Source organism: Sorangium sp. So ce385, assembly GCF_051474135.1.
In the GTDB taxonomy this organism is placed as follows: domain Bacteria; phylum Myxococcota_A; class Polyangia; order Polyangiales; family Polyangiaceae; genus Sorangium; species Sorangium cellulosum_D.
Map to the genome: position 1 here is coordinate 4,582,723 of NZ_CP150337.1, position 22,421 is coordinate 4,605,143.

16 protein-coding genes and 2 tRNA genes are annotated in these 22,421 nt (G+C 73.5%); 6 read left to right on the top strand and 12 right to left on the bottom strand.

Features of this window, described 5'->3' with window-relative positions:
• Positions 1-7: 7 nt before the first annotated feature.
• From WME83_RS16880 to WME83_RS16895, 4 genes are all read right to left on the bottom strand, one after another.
• On the bottom strand, positions 8-1,699 hold the full coding sequence (locus WME83_RS16880) for a right-handed parallel beta-helix repeat-containing protein (RefSeq protein WP_437320312.1): 1,692 nt from the start codon (positions 1,697-1,699) through the stop codon (positions 8-10).
• 52 nt (positions 1,700-1,751) lie between these two features.
• On the bottom strand, positions 1,752-2,645 hold the full coding sequence (locus WME83_RS16885) for a LysR family transcriptional regulator (RefSeq protein WP_437320313.1): 894 nt from the start codon (positions 2,643-2,645) through the stop codon (positions 1,752-1,754).
• Between the two features lie 202 nt (positions 2,646-2,847).
• Positions 2,848-4,098: a choice-of-anchor L domain-containing protein gene (locus tag WME83_RS16890; protein WP_437320314.1), complete on the bottom strand. Its 1,251-nt coding sequence runs from the start codon at positions 4,096-4,098 to the stop codon at positions 2,848-2,850.
• Positions 4,099-4,175: 77 nt separating this feature from the next.
• Positions 4,176-8,843 (bottom strand): DUF2339 domain-containing protein, encoded by a 4,668-nt coding sequence (locus tag WME83_RS16895; RefSeq protein ID WP_437320315.1) that lies wholly within the window; start codon positions 8,841-8,843, stop codon positions 4,176-4,178.
• 295 nt (positions 8,844-9,138) lie between these two features.
• On the opposite strand from WME83_RS16895, the gene WME83_RS16900 reads away from it, so the two are divergent.
• On the top strand, positions 9,139-9,405 hold the full coding sequence (locus tag WME83_RS16900; RefSeq protein WP_061629436.1) for a hypothetical protein: 267 nt from the start codon (positions 9,139-9,141) through the stop codon (positions 9,403-9,405).
• Between the two features lie 27 nt (positions 9,406-9,432).
• On the opposite strand, the gene WME83_RS16905 is transcribed toward WME83_RS16900, so the two are convergent.
• Positions 9,433-10,317: a DNA adenine methylase gene (locus WME83_RS16905; protein ID WP_437320316.1), complete on the bottom strand. Its 885-nt coding sequence runs from the start codon at positions 10,315-10,317 to the stop codon at positions 9,433-9,435.
• A 542-nt stretch (positions 10,318-10,859) separates the two neighbouring features.
• On the opposite strand from WME83_RS16905, the gene WME83_RS16910 reads away from it, so the two are divergent.
• Positions 10,860-11,831 (top strand): hypothetical protein, encoded by a 972-nt coding sequence (locus WME83_RS16910; RefSeq protein ID WP_437320317.1) that lies wholly within the window; start codon positions 10,860-10,862, stop codon positions 11,829-11,831.
• An 83-nt stretch (positions 11,832-11,914) separates the two neighbouring features.
• Here WME83_RS16910 and WME83_RS16915 read toward each other — a convergent pair whose 3' ends face one another.
• From WME83_RS16915 to WME83_RS16930, 4 genes are all read right to left on the bottom strand, one after another.
• Positions 11,915-12,307 (bottom strand): hypothetical protein, encoded by a 393-nt coding sequence (locus WME83_RS16915; RefSeq protein WP_437320318.1) that lies wholly within the window; start codon positions 12,305-12,307, stop codon positions 11,915-11,917.
• A gap of 95 nt (positions 12,308-12,402) precedes the next feature.
• On the bottom strand, positions 12,403-13,098 hold the full coding sequence (locus WME83_RS16920; RefSeq protein ID WP_437320319.1) for an NUDIX hydrolase: 696 nt from the start codon (positions 13,096-13,098) through the stop codon (positions 12,403-12,405).
• A gap of 258 nt (positions 13,099-13,356) precedes the next feature.
• Positions 13,357-13,431: transfer RNA gene (locus WME83_RS16925), tRNA-Glu, on the bottom strand.
• A 39-nt stretch (positions 13,432-13,470) separates the two neighbouring features.
• A tRNA-Gln gene (locus tag WME83_RS16930) sits at positions 13,471-13,544 on the bottom strand.
• Between the two features lie 563 nt (positions 13,545-14,107).
• Between WME83_RS16930 and groES the strand changes: the two genes are divergently transcribed.
• The 4 genes from groES (at position 14,108) to WME83_RS16950 (ending at position 17,791) form a co-directional block, all read left to right on the top strand.
• Complete coding sequence (gene groES, locus WME83_RS16935; RefSeq protein ID WP_129575258.1) at positions 14,108-14,404, top strand: co-chaperone GroES; 297 nt, start codon at positions 14,108-14,110, stop codon at positions 14,402-14,404.
• A gap of 68 nt (positions 14,405-14,472) precedes the next feature.
• The gene (groL, locus tag WME83_RS16940) at positions 14,473-16,161 is read left to right on the top strand and encodes a chaperonin GroEL (protein ID WP_437320320.1); all 1,689 of its coding nucleotides are present in this window, start codon (positions 14,473-14,475) and stop codon (positions 16,159-16,161) included.
• Positions 16,162-16,362: 201 nt separating this feature from the next.
• Entirely contained in the window at positions 16,363-17,019 is a 657-nt protein-coding gene (locus tag WME83_RS16945; protein ID WP_437320321.1) for a Crp/Fnr family transcriptional regulator, read from the top strand.
• Positions 17,020-17,023: 4 nt separating this feature from the next.
• On the top strand, positions 17,024-17,791 hold the full coding sequence (locus tag WME83_RS16950; protein ID WP_437320322.1) for an MBL fold metallo-hydrolase: 768 nt from the start codon (positions 17,024-17,026) through the stop codon (positions 17,789-17,791).
• A gap of 228 nt (positions 17,792-18,019) precedes the next feature.
• Here the strand turns inward: WME83_RS16950 and WME83_RS16955 are convergent, their stop codons facing one another.
• The 3 genes from WME83_RS16955 to WME83_RS16965 form a co-directional block, all read right to left on the bottom strand.
• Complete coding sequence (locus WME83_RS16955; RefSeq protein WP_020735368.1) at positions 18,020-18,838, bottom strand: PP2C family protein-serine/threonine phosphatase; 819 nt, start codon at positions 18,836-18,838, stop codon at positions 18,020-18,022.
• 266 nt (positions 18,839-19,104) lie between these two features.
• A complete protein-coding gene (locus WME83_RS16960; RefSeq protein ID WP_437320323.1) occupies positions 19,105-20,745 on the bottom strand; it encodes an FAD-dependent oxidoreductase in 1,641 nt (546 codons plus the stop codon).
• Positions 20,746-20,749: 4 nt separating this feature from the next.
• Entirely contained in the window at positions 20,750-22,351 is a 1,602-nt protein-coding gene (locus WME83_RS16965) for a polyamine aminopropyltransferase (RefSeq protein ID WP_437320324.1), read from the bottom strand.
• Positions 22,352-22,421 lie beyond the last annotated feature (70 nt).

The following is a 22,421-nucleotide window of genomic DNA, read 5'->3' on the forward strand; positions in this document are numbered from 1 at the left end:
TCTCGCCTCAGGGCATCCGGACGCTGAGGTTGTCCACCGGCCCCCACGGGCCGTCCGGGGGAGGAGCGCCGAGCGTCCACTTGCGGATCGGCGTGCCGGGGGGCAGGCCGACGTAGCTGTGGCGGTGGCGGGACCCGTTCAGGTGCGCACGGTTGCCCAGGAAGGCGCTCAGCCCGGCGGGATCCTCGTTCTGGATGCCGTAAAGCGTGTTCCCCGACACCGTGTTTCCCTCGATCAGCGCGCGCGCGCAGCCCCGCAGCCAGATCCCTTGTCCGTCGTTGTTGGCGGCCGTACACCCGACGATCCGCGCGTCCTTCTGCCGATCGAGCAGGAACCCCGCCCCCTTCCGCGGGTCGCCGCGCGACGGACCGGCGTCGACCGGTGGGGCCGGCGGCTGCACGAACAGGGGAGCGCGGTGCACCGTGTTGCCGTCGGCGATGCAGTCGATGAACGCGTTGCCCTCGCCGCCCACGAGGCCGCCCCCCGGGTCCGCGAGCGGCGCCGACGCGATGAACCCGGCCGCGAGCCCGTCGTTCTCGGCCGTCCCGCTCGCGTTCCTGTTGCCCACGGCCACGCAGCGCCGCAGCACCACCTGGCCGGCCGCGTGGAGCGCGAAGCCGGCGGCGGGCGCGTTGGCGCCCACGCTGTGGTTGCCCAGCGCGCGGCAGCCCTCGATCGACGCGCGGAACACCGCCCGGCCGATGCGGAAGCCGAGCGCGGAGAAATCGCGGACCGCGTCGGCGGACGCGCCCGGGTTCGCGTTGTAGTTCCCGTCCGCCTCGCACTCGACCATCTCGAGGTTGCTCGTGGTCGAGATGTTGAATCCGCACGCCCGGTTGCCGGTGAGCGTGAAGTTCCGGTTCGCCCGGCAGCGCAGGAACTTGTAGTTCTCGCCCCAGGCGAAGAAGCCGGCCGGCTCGCCGCCCGACGTGTTGTCGTGCGCCTCGCAGTCCTCCACGAGCACGTTCCGGCAGATGACGAAGTCGGCGCCGACGACGTTGAACTGCACCCCGCTCGGCTCAGCGCTGGTGTTCGCCGTGCGGTTGAACACGCACCGCTTGACCTCCACGTCGTCGCAGAACAGGACGAGCGCGCCCAGCGTCACCACGAAATCGAGCCGGCTCGTGTTCTCCGAGCACACGCAGTCGAGCATCCGGATGTCGGACGCAAAGGCGATGTTGCCCTCGGCGTCCTGCGCGCCCATCACGAAGATCCCGCCGTTGCGGCACAGGAAGGTCGTGTCGATCACCCCGTCGCCGCCGCACCGCCTGACCGACAGGCCGATCAGATCCACCTGGCAGCACGCCCTGGCGACGATCCCCACCCCCTGGATCCCGAGCACGCTGCCGTTCTTGATGACGAGCCGCCGATGCCCCTCGGCGTAGACGCCCACGTTCCCGGAGACGACCTCGCCCCGGCACGGCCGCGCGCTCGGATCCGGGGCGCGGGCGGGCGCCGGAGGGTCGATCTGCCGCAGCGTCCTCCCGCACAGGTCCAGCGTGACGTCGTCGCTGGCGATCGTGATCGCCCGCGCGTTCTCGTCCGCCGCCACCCAGTCGACGTCCTCGACCAGCGCGTACTGGCCGGGCGCCGTGATGACGAAGGGGACACGGCGGGTCGGATCCGGCCCGCCGTTGATGTCCTGCGCCGTGATCGGCGTCCTGCGGCAGCACGCGTCGCCGTGGGGGGGCTCGCTCATGATCCTCGGCCGGGAGTCTACCCGAGGGCGCGGCGCGCCGGGGCCGGCGCGCTCACTGGATCGGCACGGCGCGCAGCGACTCGGCGAGCTTCGCGTAGAGCGAGCTCCGCGGATCGTCGCGCCGGTAGACGAGCCGGAAATGATCGCGCGCGAGCGACGCCGACGGGAGGAGCCGCTTCAGCTTGCCGCCGCGGAGCTCGGCGGCGACCATGTGGAGCGGCAGCACGGCCACGCCCTCGCCGGCGAGCACCAGCGTCTTCATCGCGGCGCCGAGCCCCACCCAGCGGTGGCGCGCGAACGCGAAGCGGCCCACGCCGCCCGCCTGGTCCGCGAGGTACCGGAACAGCGGCATGGTCGCGTCGATGTCGAGCAGGCAGTGCCGCGACGCGTGCTCGGCGCGGGAGAACGGCGCGCGCCGCAGGAGCCTGGGCGAGGCCACGAACGCGTAGCGCTCCTCGTGCAGCGTCTCCGCCGCGAGGCTCGCGGCGCTCCAGCGGGCGCTCGTGACCACGCAGTCGACGCTGCGGTCGGAGAGGCGCCGCAGCAGATCGTCGGAGGCGCCGAAGTAGAGGTGGAGGATCAGCTCGGGGCGCCGGCGCGTCAGCGCGCCGAGCTGGGGGACGATCCACGACATCCCGAGCTCGAAGCGCGTGCCGAGCGTCAGCTCGACCGGGGCGGGCGCGGGGCTCATCGCGCTGCGGAGGCAGTCCTCGGCGAGGGCCAGGCACTGGCGGGCGCGCGGCAGCAAGGCGAGCCCCTGCGGCGTGAGGTGCACCCGCCGGGTGGTCCGCTCGAACAGCGGCGCGCCCACCTGCTCCTCGATCTGCCGGATGCGCTGGCCGAACGCCGCGGGGCTGAGCGCGACGGCGCGCGCCGCGGTGCGGAAGTTCAGCGTCCTCGCCGCGGCCTCGAAGCAGGCGAGGTTCTCCAGGGACGGGAGCCGCATGGACGCATTGTATCGTCCAGCGCAACAATCCCGCCTGTGAAATATCGATCCGCGAGCCGCCGGCGCGCTCCTGGGGCGCGGGCGCGGTCGCTCGGTCGCTCGGTCGCGCCGGGGCGCTGCGGGGGCGCTGCGGGGGCGCTCCGGAGGCGGCCGCGGGCGCGCGGGGCGCTGCGGGGGTGCGGCCGGGAGGCGGCCGTCAGCGCTACTGGGGATCCTCGACGGGCGCGGTCCCGACCGCGACCGTGCCGCCGTTCGCGACCCACTTGAAGCCGTCGACGAGCGCGGTCGAGTCGAGCCTCTCGTCGCCGGTGTCGAAGATCATGAACCGCAGCTTGAGCTCCTCGCCGCCTTTCACCGGGGCCTGCGTGCGGAGCCAGCCGGTCGCGCCGGCGTCGTCCCACAGGCCGAACCCGGTGCCCTCGAGCTCGTCGGCCCCGAGGTCGCACCCTTCGCAGACATCGAAGAAGCCGATGTTGACGCTGACCGGGTTGCCCAGGCTATCGAACGAGAGGTTGCCGTTGAGCGACCCGGGCGGGGCCGGCGTGGCCAGCGCGAGGAACTGATCGTTGAAGTGGTCGCAGATGAACTCCGGGTATTCGAAGGTGTAGAACTTGAAAGCGAACTCGTAGCCGGTCGCGTTCGTCGGCGTGCGGATGACGAGCTCGAGGCCGATGTCGTCGTTGATGTTCGACGAAGGAGGGCAATCCGGGTTGTCCTGCGGGAAGCCGGGCGGCGCCTCCCCCGGGCCGTAGTTCGTGCAGTCCGGCATGTTGCACGCGCCCGGCCAGTGGGCGATCCGGGCGCGGCCCGTGGACAGGACGAGCATGCGGTCCCCGCCCTGCACGTGCACGTTGGGGCCGAACGAGTCGAGCACGCCGACCGCCGGCGTGGGCTCCGCGCGCGAGCCGTCGCCGCGCACGTACGCCGCGCTCAGCACGCCCCACCTCCTGTCGCCGGGCGACGCCTTGGCGCAGAGGTCGACGGCGTGCGCCCCGTGCATGGCGTCGAAGTCGGCGGGCGCGATGTTCCGGTCGCACGTCGGCAGCAGGTTGTCGATCTCGCCGTCGCAGTCCTCGTCGGCCGGCTCGGGCACGACGCCGGTGTCGTCAGGCTCCGTGATCGCGACCTCGAGGGCGCCCGGGTTGACGTTCGCGTCGTCGTCGTTGCAGTCGCCGTCCTCCACGGTGAACCCGTCACCGTCGTTGTCGCGCTGCTCGGGCTCGCTGCTCGGCGCGCCGCCGTGGCCGAAATCGACCCCTGAGCTCGCCCCCGCGGGGCCCCCGCCGGCGCCGGCCTCCGCCGTCGTGGCGCTCGTCGAGTCCCCGCCCACGCCCCCGCCGACCGCGCCGGGCGCCTGCTGGTCCCGCGACGCCGCGGAGCACCCGCTCGACGACCAGAGCGCCGCCCCGACGCTCGCACAGAGACCCAAGTAGATGAAGCGCTGGCGTCTCATGGTGCATCCCCTCGATGGTCGCTCGGACCGCCGGAGGGCCCTCGTGTTTCCGGCTGCCCGTCGCACCTCCAATCCCATCATGGCCGCGGCTCCCTGTCTGCTGCTCCCTGCCGCGAGGGCACGGACCCGTCGTCGGGCGGCTCGGCCCCTCGCCGCAGGAGCCGCGCGGCCCACGCGGAGAGCGCCAGCAGCCCGAGGGCCAGCGCGGCCCCGATCGGCGCGCGGTGTCGCTCGGTGAACGGGAGGTCGCGCGCGACCGGGGCGGCGCCGAAGCCGGGGTTGGCCTGCGCGGCTCCGAGCCTCGCGGTGACGGGCGGACGCTCGCGCTCGACGCGGTCGAGCACGTCGCCGAGGTCGTAGCGGGGGCGCTTGCCGAGGGCGTCGCCGACGTAGAGCCGATGCGTGCCGGGCTGGGCGGCGCGGAACACGATCTCGCGGGCCCGCACCTCGCCCTGCGCGCCCGAGAGGGAGAGCGGCGCCGAGTCGCCGTCGTGGATCGTGAGGCGGAGGAAGCGCTTCCGCGTCGGGCTCAGCGGGATCCGCGTCGACGCGAGCGCCGGCCCGGACTCGCCGCGCGGGCGGATCCGATGGATCTGGCCGCTCCCCACGGCAGGCCAGACCGCGCGGTAGGTGGTCGAGGCGACGTCGACCCGGCGGCTGAACTCCGGCGTGGCGACGTCGAGGAGGACGGCGTGCAGCGGCGCGCCGTCGGCGCCGGCGTCGAGCGTGACCAGGGTCGCCTGCGCGTCGACGTCCCGCCGCGTCTCGACGATCGCGAGCGGCAGCAGCGCGGCCTTCTCGGCGGCGGCCGGCGGCTCGCACGCGACGGTGCCGCCCGTGATCCGGACGTCCGCGGCCGCGCCGGGCGCCGGGGCGCGCTCGGGGACGAGGCGGATCCGGACGAGGGCGGCGCGCGAGAGGGGATAGGCGACCGAGAGGTGCTCGACGGCCTCGGCGCCCTGCGGGATCCGGTACACGTAGGCGCCGCGCGCCACCTCGCTGAGCGATCTCGGGTCCGCGCCGGTGTCGACGCGCGCCTCGCGGAGGAAGCTGCTGCCGAGGACGCTGAGCTCGACCCGGCAGTGGCGCGTACCGGGCGCGTCGAGGGCCCAGGTCGCGTGCGCCACGCCGGCGGCGTCGACGCCCGGATCGAGCATCGTGGCGGCGATCCGCCCGGAGGAGGGGGCGGCGCCCGCCTCGCGCAGCACGTACGGCACCTCGGCGCCGTCGGGCCCGGCGATGCGGACGTCGGCGAGCAGGTCCTCGGCGCGGCTCTCGCGGTAGAGGTCGAGATCGACGTCGACGCGGTGGTCGCCGGCCGCGTCCACGCCGTCGATGGGCCGGACCAGCGCGTGCTTCTCGGTGGGCAGCGGCGCGACGGTCTGCGCCTCGGAGGGCCGCGCGAGGCCGGTCGCCGCGAGCAGCGCGAAGAGCCCGGCCGCGCCCCTCGGCCCGGCGCGCAGGAGCGTCACGAGGCGCCGGCCGAACCGCGCGTAGAGGAACCCGCCGCCGACGAGCAGCGCGCCGACGCCGGTGAAGAGCGCGATCTGGTAGATGCGTTCCACGTGCCAGACGTCCCACGCCACGAGCTTCGCGATCGTGACGGCGAACAGCGAGAGCCCGGCGTACCGGTGGAAGGCGTCGCGCGCCGCGAACCCCGCCGTGAGCAGCGCGATGGCGGCGACCGCGAGCACGAGCGTGGTCGCCATGGCGAGGCTGCCCTGCTGGCCCTCGAGGGCGGCGCGGTGCTGCACGGCGAGCTCGGCGAACTCGGCCGCGTCGAGCGGGGCGGGGGGCGCGGGGGGCAGCGCGGTGATCGCGCTCCGCACCTCGATGACGACGGTCGCGAGGAGCAAGGCGTACCCTGCGCCGAGGGCCGTGAGCCCCGCGGCGCGCAGGTCGGCGCGCGCGGGGCGGGCGGCGCTCGCGGCGCGCTCGGAGGCCTCGGCGCGCGCGACCGCCGCGCGGGACAGCAGGCGCCCTGCGGCCAGCAGGGCCGCGCTCACGCCCGCGAACGCGTACGCCCTCGCGTTGAGCAGGACGGGGACGGCCATGACCCCGTCGCGGCCGCGCGTGTCGAACCAGGTCGTCACGAGCGCCTCGGTCTCGACCCGATCGACGCCGAGCGCCCGCGCGAGGGCGGCGAGGAAGAGCAGCGAGGTGACGACGAGCCAGGCGCGCTCGCCGGTGCGCGCGGCGATGGCCGCCGCGACCGCCGCGAGGATGCCCCAGACCACGGTGACCGTGGCCCCGCCGAGCCCGAAGGCGACGGCCGCGGCGAACAGCGCGAGCGCCTGCCCGAGGAGCAGGGCGACGCGATCGGCGGCGCGCGCCGCGCCGGCGCGCAGGAGCGCCGCGCCGAGCGCGAGGTCCAGGGCGCCGGCGCCGGCGGTGAGCAGCGCGCGGAGCGTCGGCGTCTCCTCCGGCGTCGCGCCCAGCGCGGCCGCGACGAACCCGAGCGTCGCCACGCTGGCGGCGAGCGCGCCGGACCAGGGGAGCGCCGTCGCGCCGGGCCCGCGCGGGCGCCGCGCGGAGGCGCCCACGGCGCCGAGGAACACGAGCATGACGAGCGACGACGCGCCCAGGAAGCCCGCGGGGACGGCCGCCGGCGCGGCCGCGTCGCCCGGCGCGAGCGCGCGCGGCGCCGCCGCGGCGATCGCGCCTGCGGAGGCGACCGCCGCGACGAGGAGCAGGGCAGGGAGCGCGGCGCGCGCGGCCATCCACGCCGCGACGGCGGCGGCGCCCGCGATCGCGACCGCGAAGAGCGCGGGCTCGGCCTCGAGCAACAGCATGCCCGCGGTGCAGGCGAAGAGCGCCGCGCCGGCCGAGCACGCGACGGCGGTCCTCCGATCGAGGCGGCCGAACGCCCCGGCGCCCCGGAGCCAGCCGGCGAGGTAGACGAGCGTCCAGAGCGCGACCAGCGCGGCGATCGCCGTCCGGCGCGGCGCCGGCGCGTCCGCGAACGTCGCGGCGAAGGCGAGGAAGGCGGAGCCCATCGGCGCCAGCAGCCAGCCGCTCTCGCCGAGCGCGCGCAGCGCGACGGTCGCCGCGATCGCGAGCGCGATGGCGGCGGCGGCGAGCGCGCGCGGGGCGTCGAAGAGCAGCGCGCCCGCGCCTGCGTGCGCGAGCGCGAGCGAGGCGGCCGCGAGCGCGGTGGCGTCCGCGGGCGCCGTTCGGGGGACGCCGCCGGCCGGCGCGGGGACGGTCGCGGCCGCGCCGCTGGCGGCGGTCGGGGCAGGCGCGGCGCCGGGCGTGGCGCCCGGGGCGAACGCCGCGCCGCTGGCGGCGGTCGGGGCAGGCGCGGCGCCGGGCGTGGCGCCCGGGGCGAACGCCGCGCCGCTGGCGGCGGTCGGGGCAGGCGCGGCGCTGGGCGCGGCGTTCGCGCGGCGCGCCCACAGCGCGCGCAGGAGACCCTGCAAGGCCGCGAGCCCGACGAACGCGAGCGGCACGGCGCGGGCGGCGAGCGGGAGGTACGGCCCTGGGAGCGCCTGGGCCGGCGTGTCGAGCCAGGGCATCGCGCTCGGGTCTCCGGCGTCCGGGGGAGCGCTCGCGTCGAAGTGCCGATCGTACCAGCCCCAGAACAGCGCCGCGTGGCCGGCGAGCGCGAGCCAGGGCGCGACGCGGAAGCCGAGCTTCGCGGCCACGGCGTGGACGACGCTCGTCATGAGCAGGAGGTAGCTGAACAGGACCAGCGGCCGGTCCTGCCCGGTCGACAGCACGACCGGGTTGAGGAACCCGGCGACGAGCGAGAGGATCAGGATCGCCTCGCCCCGGTGGCGGAGCGCGAGCGCGGCGCCGAGCAGGAGGAGCACCGTGTCCGCCGCGAAGGCGGCGGGGATCGGGATGAGCTCGTACAGCGCCGCGCTCGCCCACACCGACACGATCAGGACCGCGAGCCCGAGACCGATGAGCGCGTGGACGAAGCGGCGCTGCGCCCGCCCGCGGAGCACCTCGGCCGCCGCGAGGAGCGCGGCGCCCGTCGCGGCGCCGATCGCGACGCGCCCGAGAGGCCCGATCCAGGCGTTGTCCGAGGCGTATTTGAAGAAGAAGAGCGCGCCGAGCAGGAAGGTCGCTGCGCCTGCGCGGGTGAGCCAGGTGAGGCCGAGCCTCTCCTCGATGGTGGGTGTCTCCGGGCCTCCGTGGCGCGCGGCCGAGGCGGCGCTGGCGCCGCTCTCGTCGAGCGGCGCCGCGAGGCGGGGCGGGAGAGGTGCGGCGGTCTCGGGGAGCGCGATCGCCGGCGGCGCGCCGGCGGCGTCGATGGCGACGTCCGGGAGCGCGATCCCCGGCGGCGCGCCGGGGGCGTCGAGCCCAGGATGTGCGCCGACGCCGAACGCCGGCGCCGCACCTGCGCCGAACGCCGGCGCCGCACCTGCGCCGAACGACGGCGCTGCACCTGCGCCGAACGACGGCGCCGCTCCGGCCGACCCCTCGTCGATCGCGGGCAGCGCGCCAGCGGCCCCGGGGGCCGCTTGGTGCGCGAGCGACGGCGGCGTGAGGGCGTCCTGGGCAGCTCGCTCCGGCTCCAGGGGCTGCGCGCTGCGCGGGCTCTCCACCGCGGCGGTCGGCTCGGGGCGGCCGCGCTGCCCGGAGAGCTCGGCCAGCCGGTGCTCGAGCGCGTGGATCCGCAGCAGCAGATCCTCGTTGCGCCGGTTGGCCCGGACGGCGAACACGAAGGCCACCAGCGGGGCAACCAGGAGATAGCCGGCGAGCGCGAGCCCGAAAAAGACGACGATTCCTGCCCCCATGAGGGCTTCGTAGCATGGGGCGCCTGTCGCCGGCGCCGCCCGTCCGCGCGATGACGCCTGCGCTGTTCACGCTGCGCCTGCCGACGGCCCACCCGCGCCTGCGACACCTTTCGGCGCGCGCTGGGACTGGAGTAAGGTGCACCCCCATGAGGAACACACGCCTGCCTGATCGCCCGGTCCGAGGCGCCTGCTATCTTCCCCGTGTTCCCGGACGGCGGCGTTGCTCGGGGGGGGAGCGCGGCCATTCGGGAACAGTTCTTTCGTCCTCTCGCCTCGCTGCTCCGGAGACCTCGCGATGCTGAAGCACCCGACCGTCTCGGCATGGCAGCGCGATCACGAGGAAGGTGGGTATACCGCCGAGATCAACGGCTGGACCTTGCGGGTCCGCTGGAGGCCGGAGCGCCCGGGCGAGCTCCGTGGCTTCGTGTGGGAGGCCGTCGATCCGTCGGGGAACAAGGTCACCTCGAGCGAGATCCACGAGGAGATCGAGGTGGCGATGGCGTACGCCGAGGAGCGCGCGGCCCCCGATCCGAAGAAGCACGGGTCGAAGACCGTCGACTGAGGCGCGCGCCCCGCGGCGGCGCGGGGCTCAGCCCGCCTTGTCCGCCGCCGCCTTGCGGCTCCGCCGGGTCGCGTAATTCCGGATCACGATCTCTCCCACGCGGCCCCGGGCGTCGCTCTTCGCGTTGATGCTCCGGAGCGCCGCGACGCGGTCGATCTTGAACCGCTTGTAGAGCGGCGGGATCTCGGGAACATCGGAGTTCGAGAGCATCACCTGGACCCCCCGCTCGTCGAGCGCCGCGAACAGCGCCGCGAGGCGCTCCTGGTCGCGGAAGCTGAAGCCGCCCGCGCTGTACGACGTGAAGTTCGCGGTCGGCGAGACGGGCGAGTACGGCGGGTCCAGGTAGACGAAGTCGCCTTCCCTGGCGTGGTCGAGCACGCGCTCGAAGTCGCGGACCTCGAGCTCGACGCCCTGCAGCGCCGCCGAGCAGGCCCGCAGCTGGGGCGCGTTGCAGATCGACGGGTTGACGTAGCGGCCGAAAGGCACGTTGAAGCGGCCGGCGCTGTTGACCCGGTAGAGCCCGTTGAACCCCGTCTTGTTCAGGAAGATGGTCCGCGCGGCGCGCTCGGGCAGCGTGAGCGAGGCGGGGTCGAGATCGCGAACCCGGTAGTAATGCGCCTCCTCGTAGGCGTGGCTGCCCAGCGCGGCGATGACCTCGTCGACCCGGTCGCGCACCGCCCGGTAGCAGTCGATGAGCTCGGCGTTGACGTCCGTCAGCGTCGCGCGTTTCGGCTGGAGGCAGAAGAAGAGCGCGGCCCCCCCGACGAACGGCTCGAAGTAGCGCCCGTAGGACGCGGGCAGGAGCGGCTGGAACTGTCGGAGCAGCTGGCCCTTGCCGCCCGCCCATTTGAGGAACGGACGTGGCAGCAGGGGCGCGGCGCTGTCGGGTTCGGTGACAAGGGCGGTGGTCATCACGCAATACTGGACGCCAACCTACCAGGGCGCGCGATCGTCCTCAACCGCCGAGGTCATGCCGGCGACCTCCCTGGTCCAGGGCCCCCCGCCGGTCCGCCCGTGGCGCGTGCGTTCCCCCACGCGACGGCCCGTGCCACGCGTCGCTCCAGGCTAGGTCGTTCTATGTCCACATCCCGGCGCCCCCGGACGGCGAGATGCCTTGTGGACGAACGTGGATGTTGGTCTGTTTTGTGAGCAAATTTAATGACTTATAAGCGGGCGTGAGCGCGCGTGTCCCGGATCGGGCGCTGCCCGGATCATGGCATGTCGCGGCTTGCGTGATCGCCGAGCAGGGATAAGTTGAAGTCTCGACACGCGAGCTGGACCGCCGCCGGGAAAGCGGGGTTCTCCCGAATTCACGCACCGCCGCTTCAGGCCATCTCGCCGGTGGACCTCGGCGGCGCGGCAGGGGCTCGCCCGGGCGCAGGGCGCGGGCGCCCCGCGCCGGCTTTCGGCTCTCGTGGGAGCCGCCGTTCGCTCTCGACAGGAGGAATGCCGCCATGATGCTTGCCTTCGACCTCGATCGCGACGACGCCCCGCAGCAGCGCGGCCCCGCTCCGGCGGACGGGCCGGGCTGCTTCGGTGAGGCCGCCGATTACCGGGCTCAGCGGATCCTCTACGCCGCGCGCGGCTGGATCGCGGAGCAGGACGGCATCACCACGGACGGGCGCTCGCTGATCCTGCTGCACGCCCAGCGGACGCCGCCGGAGCGGCGCGAGGTGCTCGTACGCTGCTTCGAGCGGGTGCTCCTGCACGCCCCCCGGCCGGAGCTCCCCGCGCTCGCCGCGTCGCTGCGCCAGGCGGGGCTCTCCGTGGACGAGGGGCTCTCGGTGATGGGCGCCCCGGCCGGCGAGGTGCGCGCCGCCGTGCAGGGGCTCGGCCGGTTTCGCTCCTTTCCGGCGGGCCTCCGCCTCTCCCGGGTGTCACCGGACGACGACGACGTCACGATCCGGTCGATCCAGGAGCTCCAGGCCGAGAGCGGCCACGCGCCGCTCCCTGGCTGGACGCTGCGCGGCGCCGAGGGGCGCTCCGTGACCCTCGCGCTGCGCGACGGCCGGGGCGCGCTGATCGGCTGCACGACCCTGTGCGTCCTGACGCGGCCCGAGGCCGCCGAGGACGGCGGGCCCAGGGCGCTCTCCCAGCTCGGGCTCCTGGGGGCCCCGCCGCTCTGGATCTCCGACGTCGGCGAGGCCCCCTCGTGGACGGGCATGCCGATCTGCACCTGCCTGCGCGAGGAGTACCGCGGCCGCGGGCTCGGCGCCCCGCTCCAGGCCGCGGCCCTCCGGGAGGGGCACGATCGCTTCGGGATCCGGTGGTTCTACGCGCTCGTCCGGGCCGGCGACGAGATCGCGAAGCGCATGAACGCGCGCTGCGGCCTCGCCCCGCACCGGGCCGAAGGGTTCATCGTCGCGACGGCGGGCCCCGCCGAGAGGGCCCGGCGGCCCGGGGAGGCGCGCCGCGCCTCAGGCTGACGCCGCGGGCGCGGGGATCTGCGGGGGCCGCCGCGCCTCAGGCTGACGCCGCGGGCGCGGGATCTGGCGGGGGCCGCCGCGCCTCAGGCCGACAGCACGGGCGCGAGGATCTGGCCGAGCTCCGCGGCGACCTTCTTCTGCTGCGGGACGCGCGCGCCGATCGAGGCGAGGTAGAGCGTCCGCTCGCACACCGTGAGCCGCGTCGCGTAGAAGTCGTCGTCGCCGGCGACCGCATCGACGAGCGCGTCGAGCTCGGCGTAGCCGGCGATCCTGTCGGCGCAGCCGGCGCCCAGCGCGGCGAGCAGCGCGAGCTCGTCGTCGCTCGCCGCGGCGCCCCCGGGGCGCGCGCCGCCGAGGAGCGCGCCCTCCTCGCCGGCGAGGGCGACGGCGCGCACGCCGCTCCCCTGCGTGGCCTTCGCCAGATAGCGCCCCACGGCATCTCGAGGGACAGCGCTCGGAGTCTTCTGTCGGTTCATCGGGCAGCCTCCGGCCGCGACTCTGCCCCGCCCGGCGCGAATGCCCAAGAAATCGGCGCCCGCGCGCCGGAGCCAGGACGAGCTCGGTGGGAGCGCTAGCCGAGCGTCCACGGGGCCGGCGTCTCGCCCGCGGCGTGGCGGCGGATGCTCTCGAGCGCGCACTCGTAATAGCCGTCGCGCGCGGCCACGAACTCGTCGAGCCGCACGTCGCGCGGCGCGATCTTCACGGCGCCGCTCTCGTCCGGCGCTTGCCGCACCAGGCCGGTCACGCTGGGCACCTCGCCCCGGACGAGGCGCAGCGCCGCGTCGAGCGGGAGCGACAGCAGCGCGGTGACCTCGGCCGGATCGGGGCGGAACGCCGCGAGCGTGCGGCGGGTGGTCGCGAGCAACACGTCCACCAGCTCGCAGTCGATGATGCCGGGCGCGTGGTCGTCCATGTGGCGGCACGTGCCGAGCCGGAGCACGTCGCCCGGCGCGAGCGGCAGGCCGATCTCCTCCTCGGCCTCACGCAGCGCCTCCGCGAGATCCTCGCCGGCGCGGTAGTGCCCCGACACGGCGACCTCGAACGCGCCGGGCCAGGTGTCCTTGTCCGGGCTGCGCTGCTGGAAGAGCACCCAGGGCTCCGCGCTGCTCCGGCGTCCGTCGGGCGCGCGCTCGAGGACCACCCACACGTGGACGCTCCGATGCCAGTCGCCGTCGCGATGGACGAGCTTGCGCGCCTTGCGCACGCCGAGCGGCTTACCGCTGCGATCGAAGATGTCGAACAGCTCGTCCCCGTCCTGCGCCGCCATGGGCCCGAGGGTAGCGCACTTCGAACGGAGGGGCGGCGTTGCTACCCTGCGTGCTCCTCGACGAAGCCGTGCTTCGTCAAGAAGCTCACGGTCCGGGCGACGACGTTGGAGCGCCCGGCGATGCTCGACGAGCTGTTCCGGCGCGCACCGTGCTCACGCGGCGCACAGACACGAACGGCGCAGCCTCGCGGATTCGCGAGCCGCAGCCGCAGGGCGACGCGGAGGAGCTCTCGGTAGCCAGGAGAGCTGAGGTGATGCTGGCGATCCCAGCGGGAATCGAACCCGCGTTACCGGCGTGAGAGGCCGATGTCCTAACCGCTAGACGATGGGACCTTGTACTGTCGAGAAGGCCGATAGCAGAGCTGATCGACCTGGCTGGGGGACAAGGATTCGAACCTTGATAGCAAGAGCCAGAATCTTGCGTCCTGCCGTTAGACGATCCCCCAAGGGGTCAGCGCTGTGTTCATCAGCGCCACGGGCCGCGGAATCTACTCGGACCGGTGGGGTTGTCAAGCGATCAAAATCGGACCCGATCGAGAAATCGTCACGGGCCCGAAAATCCCCTGTGTTTCGCGCGGTTCGCTCCGCCCTCTCCGCCCCCCTCGAGCCCGCCGCTCTCTCTCTCAGCCACCGCCACGCCGTCCGGCGCCGCCGCCCCCTCCGTCCGCAGCGTCATCGCTCGCCCTCGCACCCCCGGCCGCCCGATCTCCCCGGGCGGGCCTCCACGGCATTGTGACGGTTGCCCGGACGCTTTCTCCAGGAACTCCTTCTTCGTTCCGCGCGGACGACGGCCCCGGAAAAGTCGCGACTGTCTGCTGCGCGCCCTTGACGTGCCGGGCGACTGATTTACTTTCGGCCGCGGTTTAGCCACCGGCCTAGGAGAGTGCCAAGCGACTGTGATCCTGGGCACTTAGCTCTCGTCGTGTGGGCGGAAGGCCCCTGCGGGGGGGCGAACGGGACCTCCGGCGAGCCGATGGTCAGTCAACCAGCCGAGGACGAGGGAGCCACCATGAAAATCAGGCCGCTGCAGGATCGGATTGTCGTCAAGCGCGTGGAGAGCGAGACGAAGACCAAGGGGGGCATCATCATCCCCGACACCGCGAAGGAGAAGCCGATCGAGGGGCGCGTCGTTGCGGTGGGCAACGGCAAGGTCCTGAAGGACGGCAAGGTTCGCCCGCTCGAGGTGAAGGTCGGCGACAAGGTGCTGTTCGGCAAGTACAGCGGCACCGAGGTGAAGCTCGACGGCGAGGAGCACGTGCTCATCCGCGAGGACGACGTGCTCGCCGTGACCGAGTCCGCCTCCTGATCCGCATCGAAGGCAACCGAACGCAAGCGCTAGCAGACGCGGCCGCGCGGCCGCGAGGGGATTGAGAGATGGCTGCGAAGCAGATCGTTTATAGCCGCGGCGCCCGCGCCGCGATCCTGAAGGGCGTGAACACGCTCGCCGATGCGGTCAAGGTGACCCTCGGGCCCAAGGGGCGGAACGTCGTCATCGAGAAGAGCTGGGGCGCGCCCGTCGTCACGAAGGACGGCGTCACGGTCGCGAAGGAGGTCGAGCTCGCCGGCAAGCTCGAGAACATGGGCGCCCAGATGGTCCGCGAGGTCGCCTCGAAGACCAGCGACAAGGCCGGCGACGGCACGACGACGGCGACGGTGCTGGCCCAGGCGATCTTCGGCGAGGGCCTCAAGCTCGTCGAGGCCGGGCACAACCCGATGAACCTGAAGCGCGGCATCGACGCGGCCGTCGCGAAGGTCATCGAGTCCGTGCAGCAGGCCGCCAAGCCGACCAAGGACAAGGACCAGATCGCCCAGGTCGCCACCGTCAGCGCGAACGGCGACAAGGAGATCGGCCAGATCCTCGCCGACGCCATGGAGAAGGTCGGCAAGGAGGGCGTGATCACGGTCGAGGAGAACAAGCGCATGACGACGGAGCTCGAGACCGTCGACGGCATGCAGTTCGACCGCGGCTACCTCTCGCCCTACTTCGTGACCGATCCCGAGAAGATGACGGCGGTCCTCACGAACCCGCTCATCCTCGTCCACGAGAAGAAGATCTCGGCCATGGCCGACCTCCTGCCGCTGCTCGAGCAGGTGGTGAAGCAGGGCCGCGAGCTGCTCATCCTCTCCGAGGACGTCGAGGGTGAGGCGCTCGCCACGCTCGTCGTGAACAAGCTGCGCGGCACCATCAAGGTCGCCGCCGTCAAGGCGCCCGGCTTCGGCGATCGCCGCAAGGAGATGCTGAAGGACATCGCGATCCTCACGGGCGCGACCGCGTTCATGGAGGACCTCGGCCAGAAGCTCGAGAGCGCCACGGTGCGCGACCTCGGGACGGCCAAGCGCGTCGAGATCGACAAGGACAACACGGTCATCGTCGACGGCCAGGGCGACAAGACGGCGATCAAGGGCCGCATCGAGGCGATCCGCAAGCAGATCGCGGACACGACGAGCGACTACGATCGCGAGAAGCTCCAGGAGCGGCTGGCGAAGCTCGCCGGCGGCGTCGCGGTGGTGAAGGTCGGCGCGGCGACCGAGACGGAGATGAAGGAGAAGAAGGCGCGCGTCGAGGACGCGCTGCACGCGACCCGCGCGGCCGTCGAGGAAGGCATCGTGGTCGGCGGCGGCGTGGCCCTCCTCCGGGCGGCCGCGGCCCTGGAGCAGCTCAAGTTCAACGACGAGCGCGACGTCGGCGTGCGGCTCGTGCGCCGCGCCCTCGAGGCGCCGCTCCGCCAGATCGCCCAGAACGCGGGCGTCGACGGCACCGTGGTCGTGGAGAAGGTCCGGTCGGGCGCGGCCACGTTCGGCTACAACGCCGCGACCGACGCGTACGAGGACCTGCTCGCCGGCGGCGTCATCGACCCGGCCAAGGTCGTGCGGCACGCGCTCTCCAACGCGGCCAGCGTCGCGAGCCTGATGCTCACGACCGAGGCCCTCGTCGCCGAGAAGCCCAAGAAGGAGAAGCCGGCGGCCGGCGGCGCCCCCGGCGGCATGGGCGGCATGGGGGGCATGGGCGGCATGGGCGGCATGGGCGGCATGGGCGGCATGGGCGACTTCGACATGGGTTGACCGCCTGTCCGGCCGCGCGCCGGTCGTCGCCGCCCTCCGGCGACGCCGGGCGGTCGACGCGGCGCGCGCCGCTCCCGACGAAGCGGGCCGAGGGGTCCTCCAAAGCATACTGGCTTGGAGGGCCCCTCGCGCTTTGTGAGGCCGAGAGCCTTTGCCTGGGTTTTTGACCCGCGGTCACGCGCGGCGCTAGACTCTCGGGCAATGTCGGAGTCGTCGTTCGCCCGCTATGGCCGCGAGTATGTGCCGGGCGACGTGCTCTTTCGCGAGGGCGACCCCGGCGAGGTCATGTTCGTCATCCAGTCCGGCGCTGTGCGGATCACCAAATCGGTCGAGGGCGAGGACAAGGTGCTCGCCGTGCTCGGGCCCGGGGAGTTCGTCGGCGAGATGGCGATCCTGAACAGCAAGCCGCGCAACGCGACGGCCACCGTCAGCGAGCCGTCCCGCTGCCTCGTGGTCGAGGCGCGAAAGCTCAAGGCCATGCTGCAGCGGGACACCGAGATCGCGTTCCGGCTGATCAAGAAGCTCGCGAAGCGGCTCGACGCGGCGGACGCGCTCGTCGAGATCCTCATGCACCGGGATCCGAAGGCGCGGGTGATGCTCGCGCTCGCCCGCCACGCCGAGGCGTTCGGGGAAGAGACGCCGCAAGGAATACGCCTCCGCGCCTCCCCCGCGGACATCGCGCGCGAGGTCGACGTCGAGCAAGGAATGGTGGACGAGGTGATGGCGCGGCTCCGCCGGCTGAAGCTCCTCGCGGAAGGGCCCCCTGGGCAGGGGGCGATCATGGTGACCGACATGCGGAGGTTTCAGGATTTCATCGAATTCCTGGAGACGCCGCAGAAGTTCGGCGGAGCGAGCTGAGCCAGTGGAGCTGCGCGTCATCGGCTGCCACGGCGGGGAGACCCCCCGGCATCGCACGTGCGCGTTCGTCGTGGACGACGTCCTCGCGATCGACGCGGGCTCGCTGACCAGCGGGCTCGAGGTGAAGGAGCAGGCGAAGATCGAGGCGTGCCTCGTGAGCCACGCGCACCTCGACCACATCCGCGATCTGGCCACGATCGCGGACAACCGCTGCCAGCTCGGGTGCCCGCCGCTCGTGATCGCGGGCACGCGCGAGACGCTGCGCACGCTGAAGAAGCATTTCTTCAACAACGTGCTGTGGCCCGATTTCGCGGTGATCCCGACCCCCGCGCAGCCGACCATCGAGTACCTCGAGCTCAAGCCGGAGCGCCCCACGATGGTCGCCGGGCGGCTCGTGCGCGCGGTCCACGTGACGCACACGATCGACGCGTCGGCGTTCGTGATCGAGGGGAGCGGCGGCGCGATCGCGTACAGCGGCGACACCGGGCCGACCGAGCGGCTCTGGGAGGTGCTGAACCAGCAGCAGGACCTCCGCGCGCTGTTGATGGAGGTCAGCTTCCCCGATCGGGAGCAGCGGCTCGCGACCGTGAGCGGCCACCACACGCCGCAGACGCTCGCCATCGAGCTCCAGAAGTTCCGCGCGCCGAAGGATCTGCCGACGATGCTCTACCACATCAAGCCCGTCTTCCAGGCCGAGGTGGAGCGGGAGTGCGCCGCGCTGAAGGGGCTGAACCTGGAGGTCCTTCAGCTCATGGATCACTTCGTCCTGTAGCGGCGCGCCAGCCGTCGGCTGGAGCCGGCTCGACAGCCGCCCGCTAGAGCCGGCGCGACAGCCGTCGGCTAGAGCCGGCTCGACAGCCGCCCGCTAGAGCCGCCGCCAGCCGCCCGCTAGAGCCGGCTCGACAGCCGCCGATGGCCCTGCTGCGCACGGCGCAGCCGGCGCCGCATGGCGCGCGCTCGCCGCCCGGGCGCCGCGGGAGGCGGCGGGGCGGGCGAGCGGCTAGCGGCTCTCCTGCGTGGGCTCGTCGACGAACGCGCGCTTGCCGTCGGGGACCTCCTCGACGCGGGCGAGGACGACCGTGATGTTGTCGGTGCCGCCGAAGTAGTTCGCCCGATCGATGAGCGCCTTGCACGCCGCGTCCAGCGAGCCGCTCGACATCACGAGCTCGAGGATCTGATCGTCGCTCACGAGGCCGGACAGGCCGTCGGAGCAGAGGAGGTAGACGTCACCGTGGCGTGTCTCGTCCGTCACGAGATCGACGAGGACGTCCTCGCGGATGCCGAGCGCGCGCGTGATGACGTTGGCGGGCAGCTGCCGGACCTCCTCCTCGGTCATCCACGGCGCCATGTGCGCCGCGTCGCTGACGAGCGAGTGATCGCGGGTGAGCTGCGTGATCTGGCTGTCGCGCAGGCGATAGCAGCGGCTGTCGCCCACGTGGCCCACGGTCACGTGCTCGGCGTCCTTGGAGAACATCGCCGCCACGATCGTCGTGCCCATGCCGAAGTCGGCGAGCGTCTTCAGCGAGCGATCGAAGATGCGCCGGTTCGCCAGCCTGAGGCCGGTGACGACGTAGTTCTCCTCCTCGGTGAGGTTCGGATCGGCGGGGAACGGCCAGGTGGCGTCCCTCCCCACCGTCACGGACAGGAAGTCCGAGAGGGTGCTCACGGCAAGCTGGCTCGCGACGTCGCCCGAGCGGTGTCCGCCCATTCCATCCGCCACGGCCACCACACGGTACTCCTCGCTGACGAGGAGGTTGTCCTCATTGTGGTCCCGGAGGAGCCCGGTATCCGTCATCCCGGCAAACCGGGTCCGCAACATGGGCAGAGAGTAGACGCGGAGCCGGGGGGCAGCGCAAGTTCAAGGCGAGGGCAAAGCTGAAATCCTGGGCCGGATCTCCCACCGCGGCCGCTCCACGCGGGGCAGAAGCGGCCGGCGGCCGGGGCGACGGACCCTCCCGGAGGCGCCCGCCCGCCGGACGCACTTTGCTCTTGAAAGATGAGAGGGGACGTGGGGTTCCCCGCCGAGCAGCGCCGCTCGCCGCGAAAGCGCGCCCGCGCCGCGCGCTTTCGCCCGGGCGCGCGAGCTCAGAGCCAGCTCTCGCCGATCGCGAGCCCGAGCGCGGCCGCGATCGTCTCGGCGGCGCGCACGCCCGACGCATGCGCCTCCTCGAAGAGCGCCATCCCGGGCTGATCGACGTGCGCCCAGGCGACGCGCTCGTCGAGCGCGCAGACCGGCTCGAACGGCCGCGGGCCGAGGAAGCCGGGGCGCGGGCGCGGCATCGCGTGGCCCCAGATCATGACGTCCATCCGGCCCACGTCGTCGCGCAGGTGCGGGTGCGCCGGCGCGAGATCGCGCAGCACGCCCTCGGCGAGCGACGCCCACGGCGCGCCGAGCAGCGCCGCGCGCGCGCCGGCGACGTCGGGCCCGCCGTACGCGCGGTAGTACGTCAGCACGGTGCGCTGCATCGGCGCCTCCAGGCGCGAGCGCTGCGTCGCGCCCGCGCCGAGATCGGTGAGCTGGTGGCGCGCGTCCACGTAGCCGAGCCCCTCCGCGCCGTAGAGGACGGAATCCCACGCGTGGTTGGGATCGAGGGGCCGCTCGACGTGCAGGTTCGCGACGAGCCACGCCGACGCGACGCGCGCCGGCAGCGCGCCCGCCGCGCCGCCCGCGAAGATGCGGCGCACGACGAACGCCGGCGCCGCGAGGATCGCGGCGCGCGCCTCGACGCGGCGGGCCTCGCCGCGCTGCACGTCGACGTAGTCGACCTCCACGCGGCCGCCCGGCTGCGGGCGCACCGACGTGACGAGCGCGCCCAGCGACACGCGCGGCGCCGCGCGCTCGATCAGCGCCTTCACGAGGCGCCCGTTGCCCTCGGGCCAGATCAGGTAGTGGCTGCCCGCGAGCTCCGGGGTGCGCACCTTGCGCCCCGCGAAGTAGTGCAGCCCCGCCCAGGCCGAGATCTCCTCGAGCTCGCCGCCGAAGTCGTCGAGCATCGCGTAGCGCACGTACCAGCGCAAAAAAGGCGTGCGGTACCCCTCGCGATCGAGCCAGGCCGCCATGCTCATCCGGTCGAGCGCGAGCAGCTCCGGATCGCGCGACGAGCGATCGAGCGGGATCTGGAACGCCGCGCGCCCGTCGCTGCCTCGGAGCTCCGTGAGCTCCTCCTCGAGCGCGTGGAACCGCTCGAGCTCCTCGAGCGCGTCGGCCGGCAGCGCGTCGACGGGCGCGAGGCCGGCGTGCCAGGCGCCCTCGTAGAACAGCCGCTCGCCCGGCGCGTGGCAGAGCCGCCGCGGATCGAACGTGGGGCGGCCGGCCGCGTCCCACCCGGTGACGACGCCCATCTGCTCGAGCAGCCGCAGCGTCGCGCGCGCCTCGACGTTCGGCGCGGCCAGGTAGTGCGCGCCCCACGGGTAGGGCACGACGCCGTCCTCGCCCCACGCGCTCGTGCCGCCCGGCCGCGGCTCGAGCTCGAGGACCCGCAGGTCGAGCCCGGCGCCGGCGAGCCGCCACGCGGCCGACAGGCCGCTCACCCCGCCGCCGACGATGACGACGTCCGCGCGCTCGGCCGGGCCCGACGGCGAGGCGCGCGGCGCGCCGCCGCGGAGCAGGTGGCCCGCGCCGTGGGCCGCGCCCACGATCTCGCCGGCGAGCGGCGCCCGCCCCGGCGCGGCCGTGTGCACGAGCCAGCCGGCGGCCACGGAGCTGAGGAAGCCGCGGCGGTTCACCGGATCACCGCGTCCACTCCGCCCACTCGCGCGTGTAGACGGAGACGAGCTTCTGGTCGTTCAGCCGGTTGACCGGGGCGTCGACGCGGCCGAGATCGCGCGGGAACCGGAAGAGCTCCGGCAGGCCGCTCGAGTCGAGGTAGCGGAGCTTCGACGCGTCGATCCGCAGGGCGCCGGGCGCGGCGAGCCCCTCGCCGCCCGCCAGGATGAACCCCCACTCGCCGAAGCTCGGCACGTAGACGTGCAGCGGCGCGGCCTTGAAGCCGGCCGCCTCGAGCGTCGTCACGACGCACCAGAACGACTCGCGCGCGTAGTGCGGCGACGTCGCCTGGATCACGGCGAGCCCGCGCACGGAGATCCGCTGCCGGAGCAGGTGGTAGAAGGCGTCGGTGTACAGCTTGCCGACGGCGTAGTTGCCCGGATCGGGGAAGTCGACGACCGCGAGATCGAACGACTCGGTCGACTCCTCGAGGTATTTGAACGCGTCCTCGTTGCGGACGACGACGCGCGGATCGCGGAGCGCGCCCCCGTTCAACGCCGCGGCGAGCGGCAGGTCGCGGAAGGCGCCGGTGACGGTGGCGTCGAGGTCGACGAGCAGGATCTGCTCGATCGACGGGTAGCGGAGCAGCTCGCGCGCGGCGAGGCCGTCGCCGCCGCCGAGGATCAGCGCGCGCCGCGGATCGCGGCCGAGGGCGGCGACGGCCGGGTGCACGAGCACCTCGTGGTACCGGTGCTCGTCGTCGGACGAGAACTGGAGGTTGCCGTTCAGGAAGAGGCGCGTCGTGCGCGGGCTCCGCGTGATGACGAGGCGCTGGTACGGCGACTGCGCCGCGTGGACGATGGGCGCGCCGAAGTAGAGCGCCTCCGAGCGCTCGACGAACCGCGAGACGAGCGCGAAGGCGACGCCGAGCCCCGCCATCACGACCACGCAGAGCGCCCGCAGCCGGACGACGACCGAGCGCTCCAGCGGGAAGAGGAACGTGCTCGTGAGCGCGACCGCCGCGTTGAGCAGGCCGAAGAACAGGCTCGTCTGGTGGATCCCGAGGCGCGGCAGGAGGAGCGACGGGAAGAGCAGGCTCGCGGCGAGGGCGCCGATGTAATCGAGCGTGAGCACGCGCGCGACGAGCCGCTTGAGATCCAGGGAGAAGTTGAGCAGCCGGATGAGCAGCGGGATCTCGAGGCCGACGAGCACGCCGATGAGCAGCACGAGCGCGTAGAGCAGCGCGCGGAACGCCCCGAGCGCGGTGTACACGCGGAAGAGCATCGGCGCGGAGAGCCCGCCGACGAGCGCGAGGCCGAGCTCGATCTCGACGAAGCGCTCGAGGAGGCGGCCCTCGATGTACTGCGAGAGGTACGAGCCGATCCCCATCGCGAACAGGTAGAGGCCGATGACGAAGCTGAACTGCGTCACCGAGTCGCCGAGGACGTAGCTCGCGAGCGTGCCGGTGATGAGCTCGTAGATGAGCCCCGACGTGGCGATGACGAACACGCTCGCGAGGAGCGCGGGGTGCACGAGCCGGGGCAGCGGCTGCGCCGCAGGGAGCGCCGCGGCGTCCCCGCGCGGGGCGCCCCGAGCGCCCGTCGAGCTCTCCTCGGTGGCCGACATCGGCGCGGTCCTACCACCGCTCGTGCGGGATCACAGCCGGTTCTCGTGCGCGGATCGAATCGACGCGCGC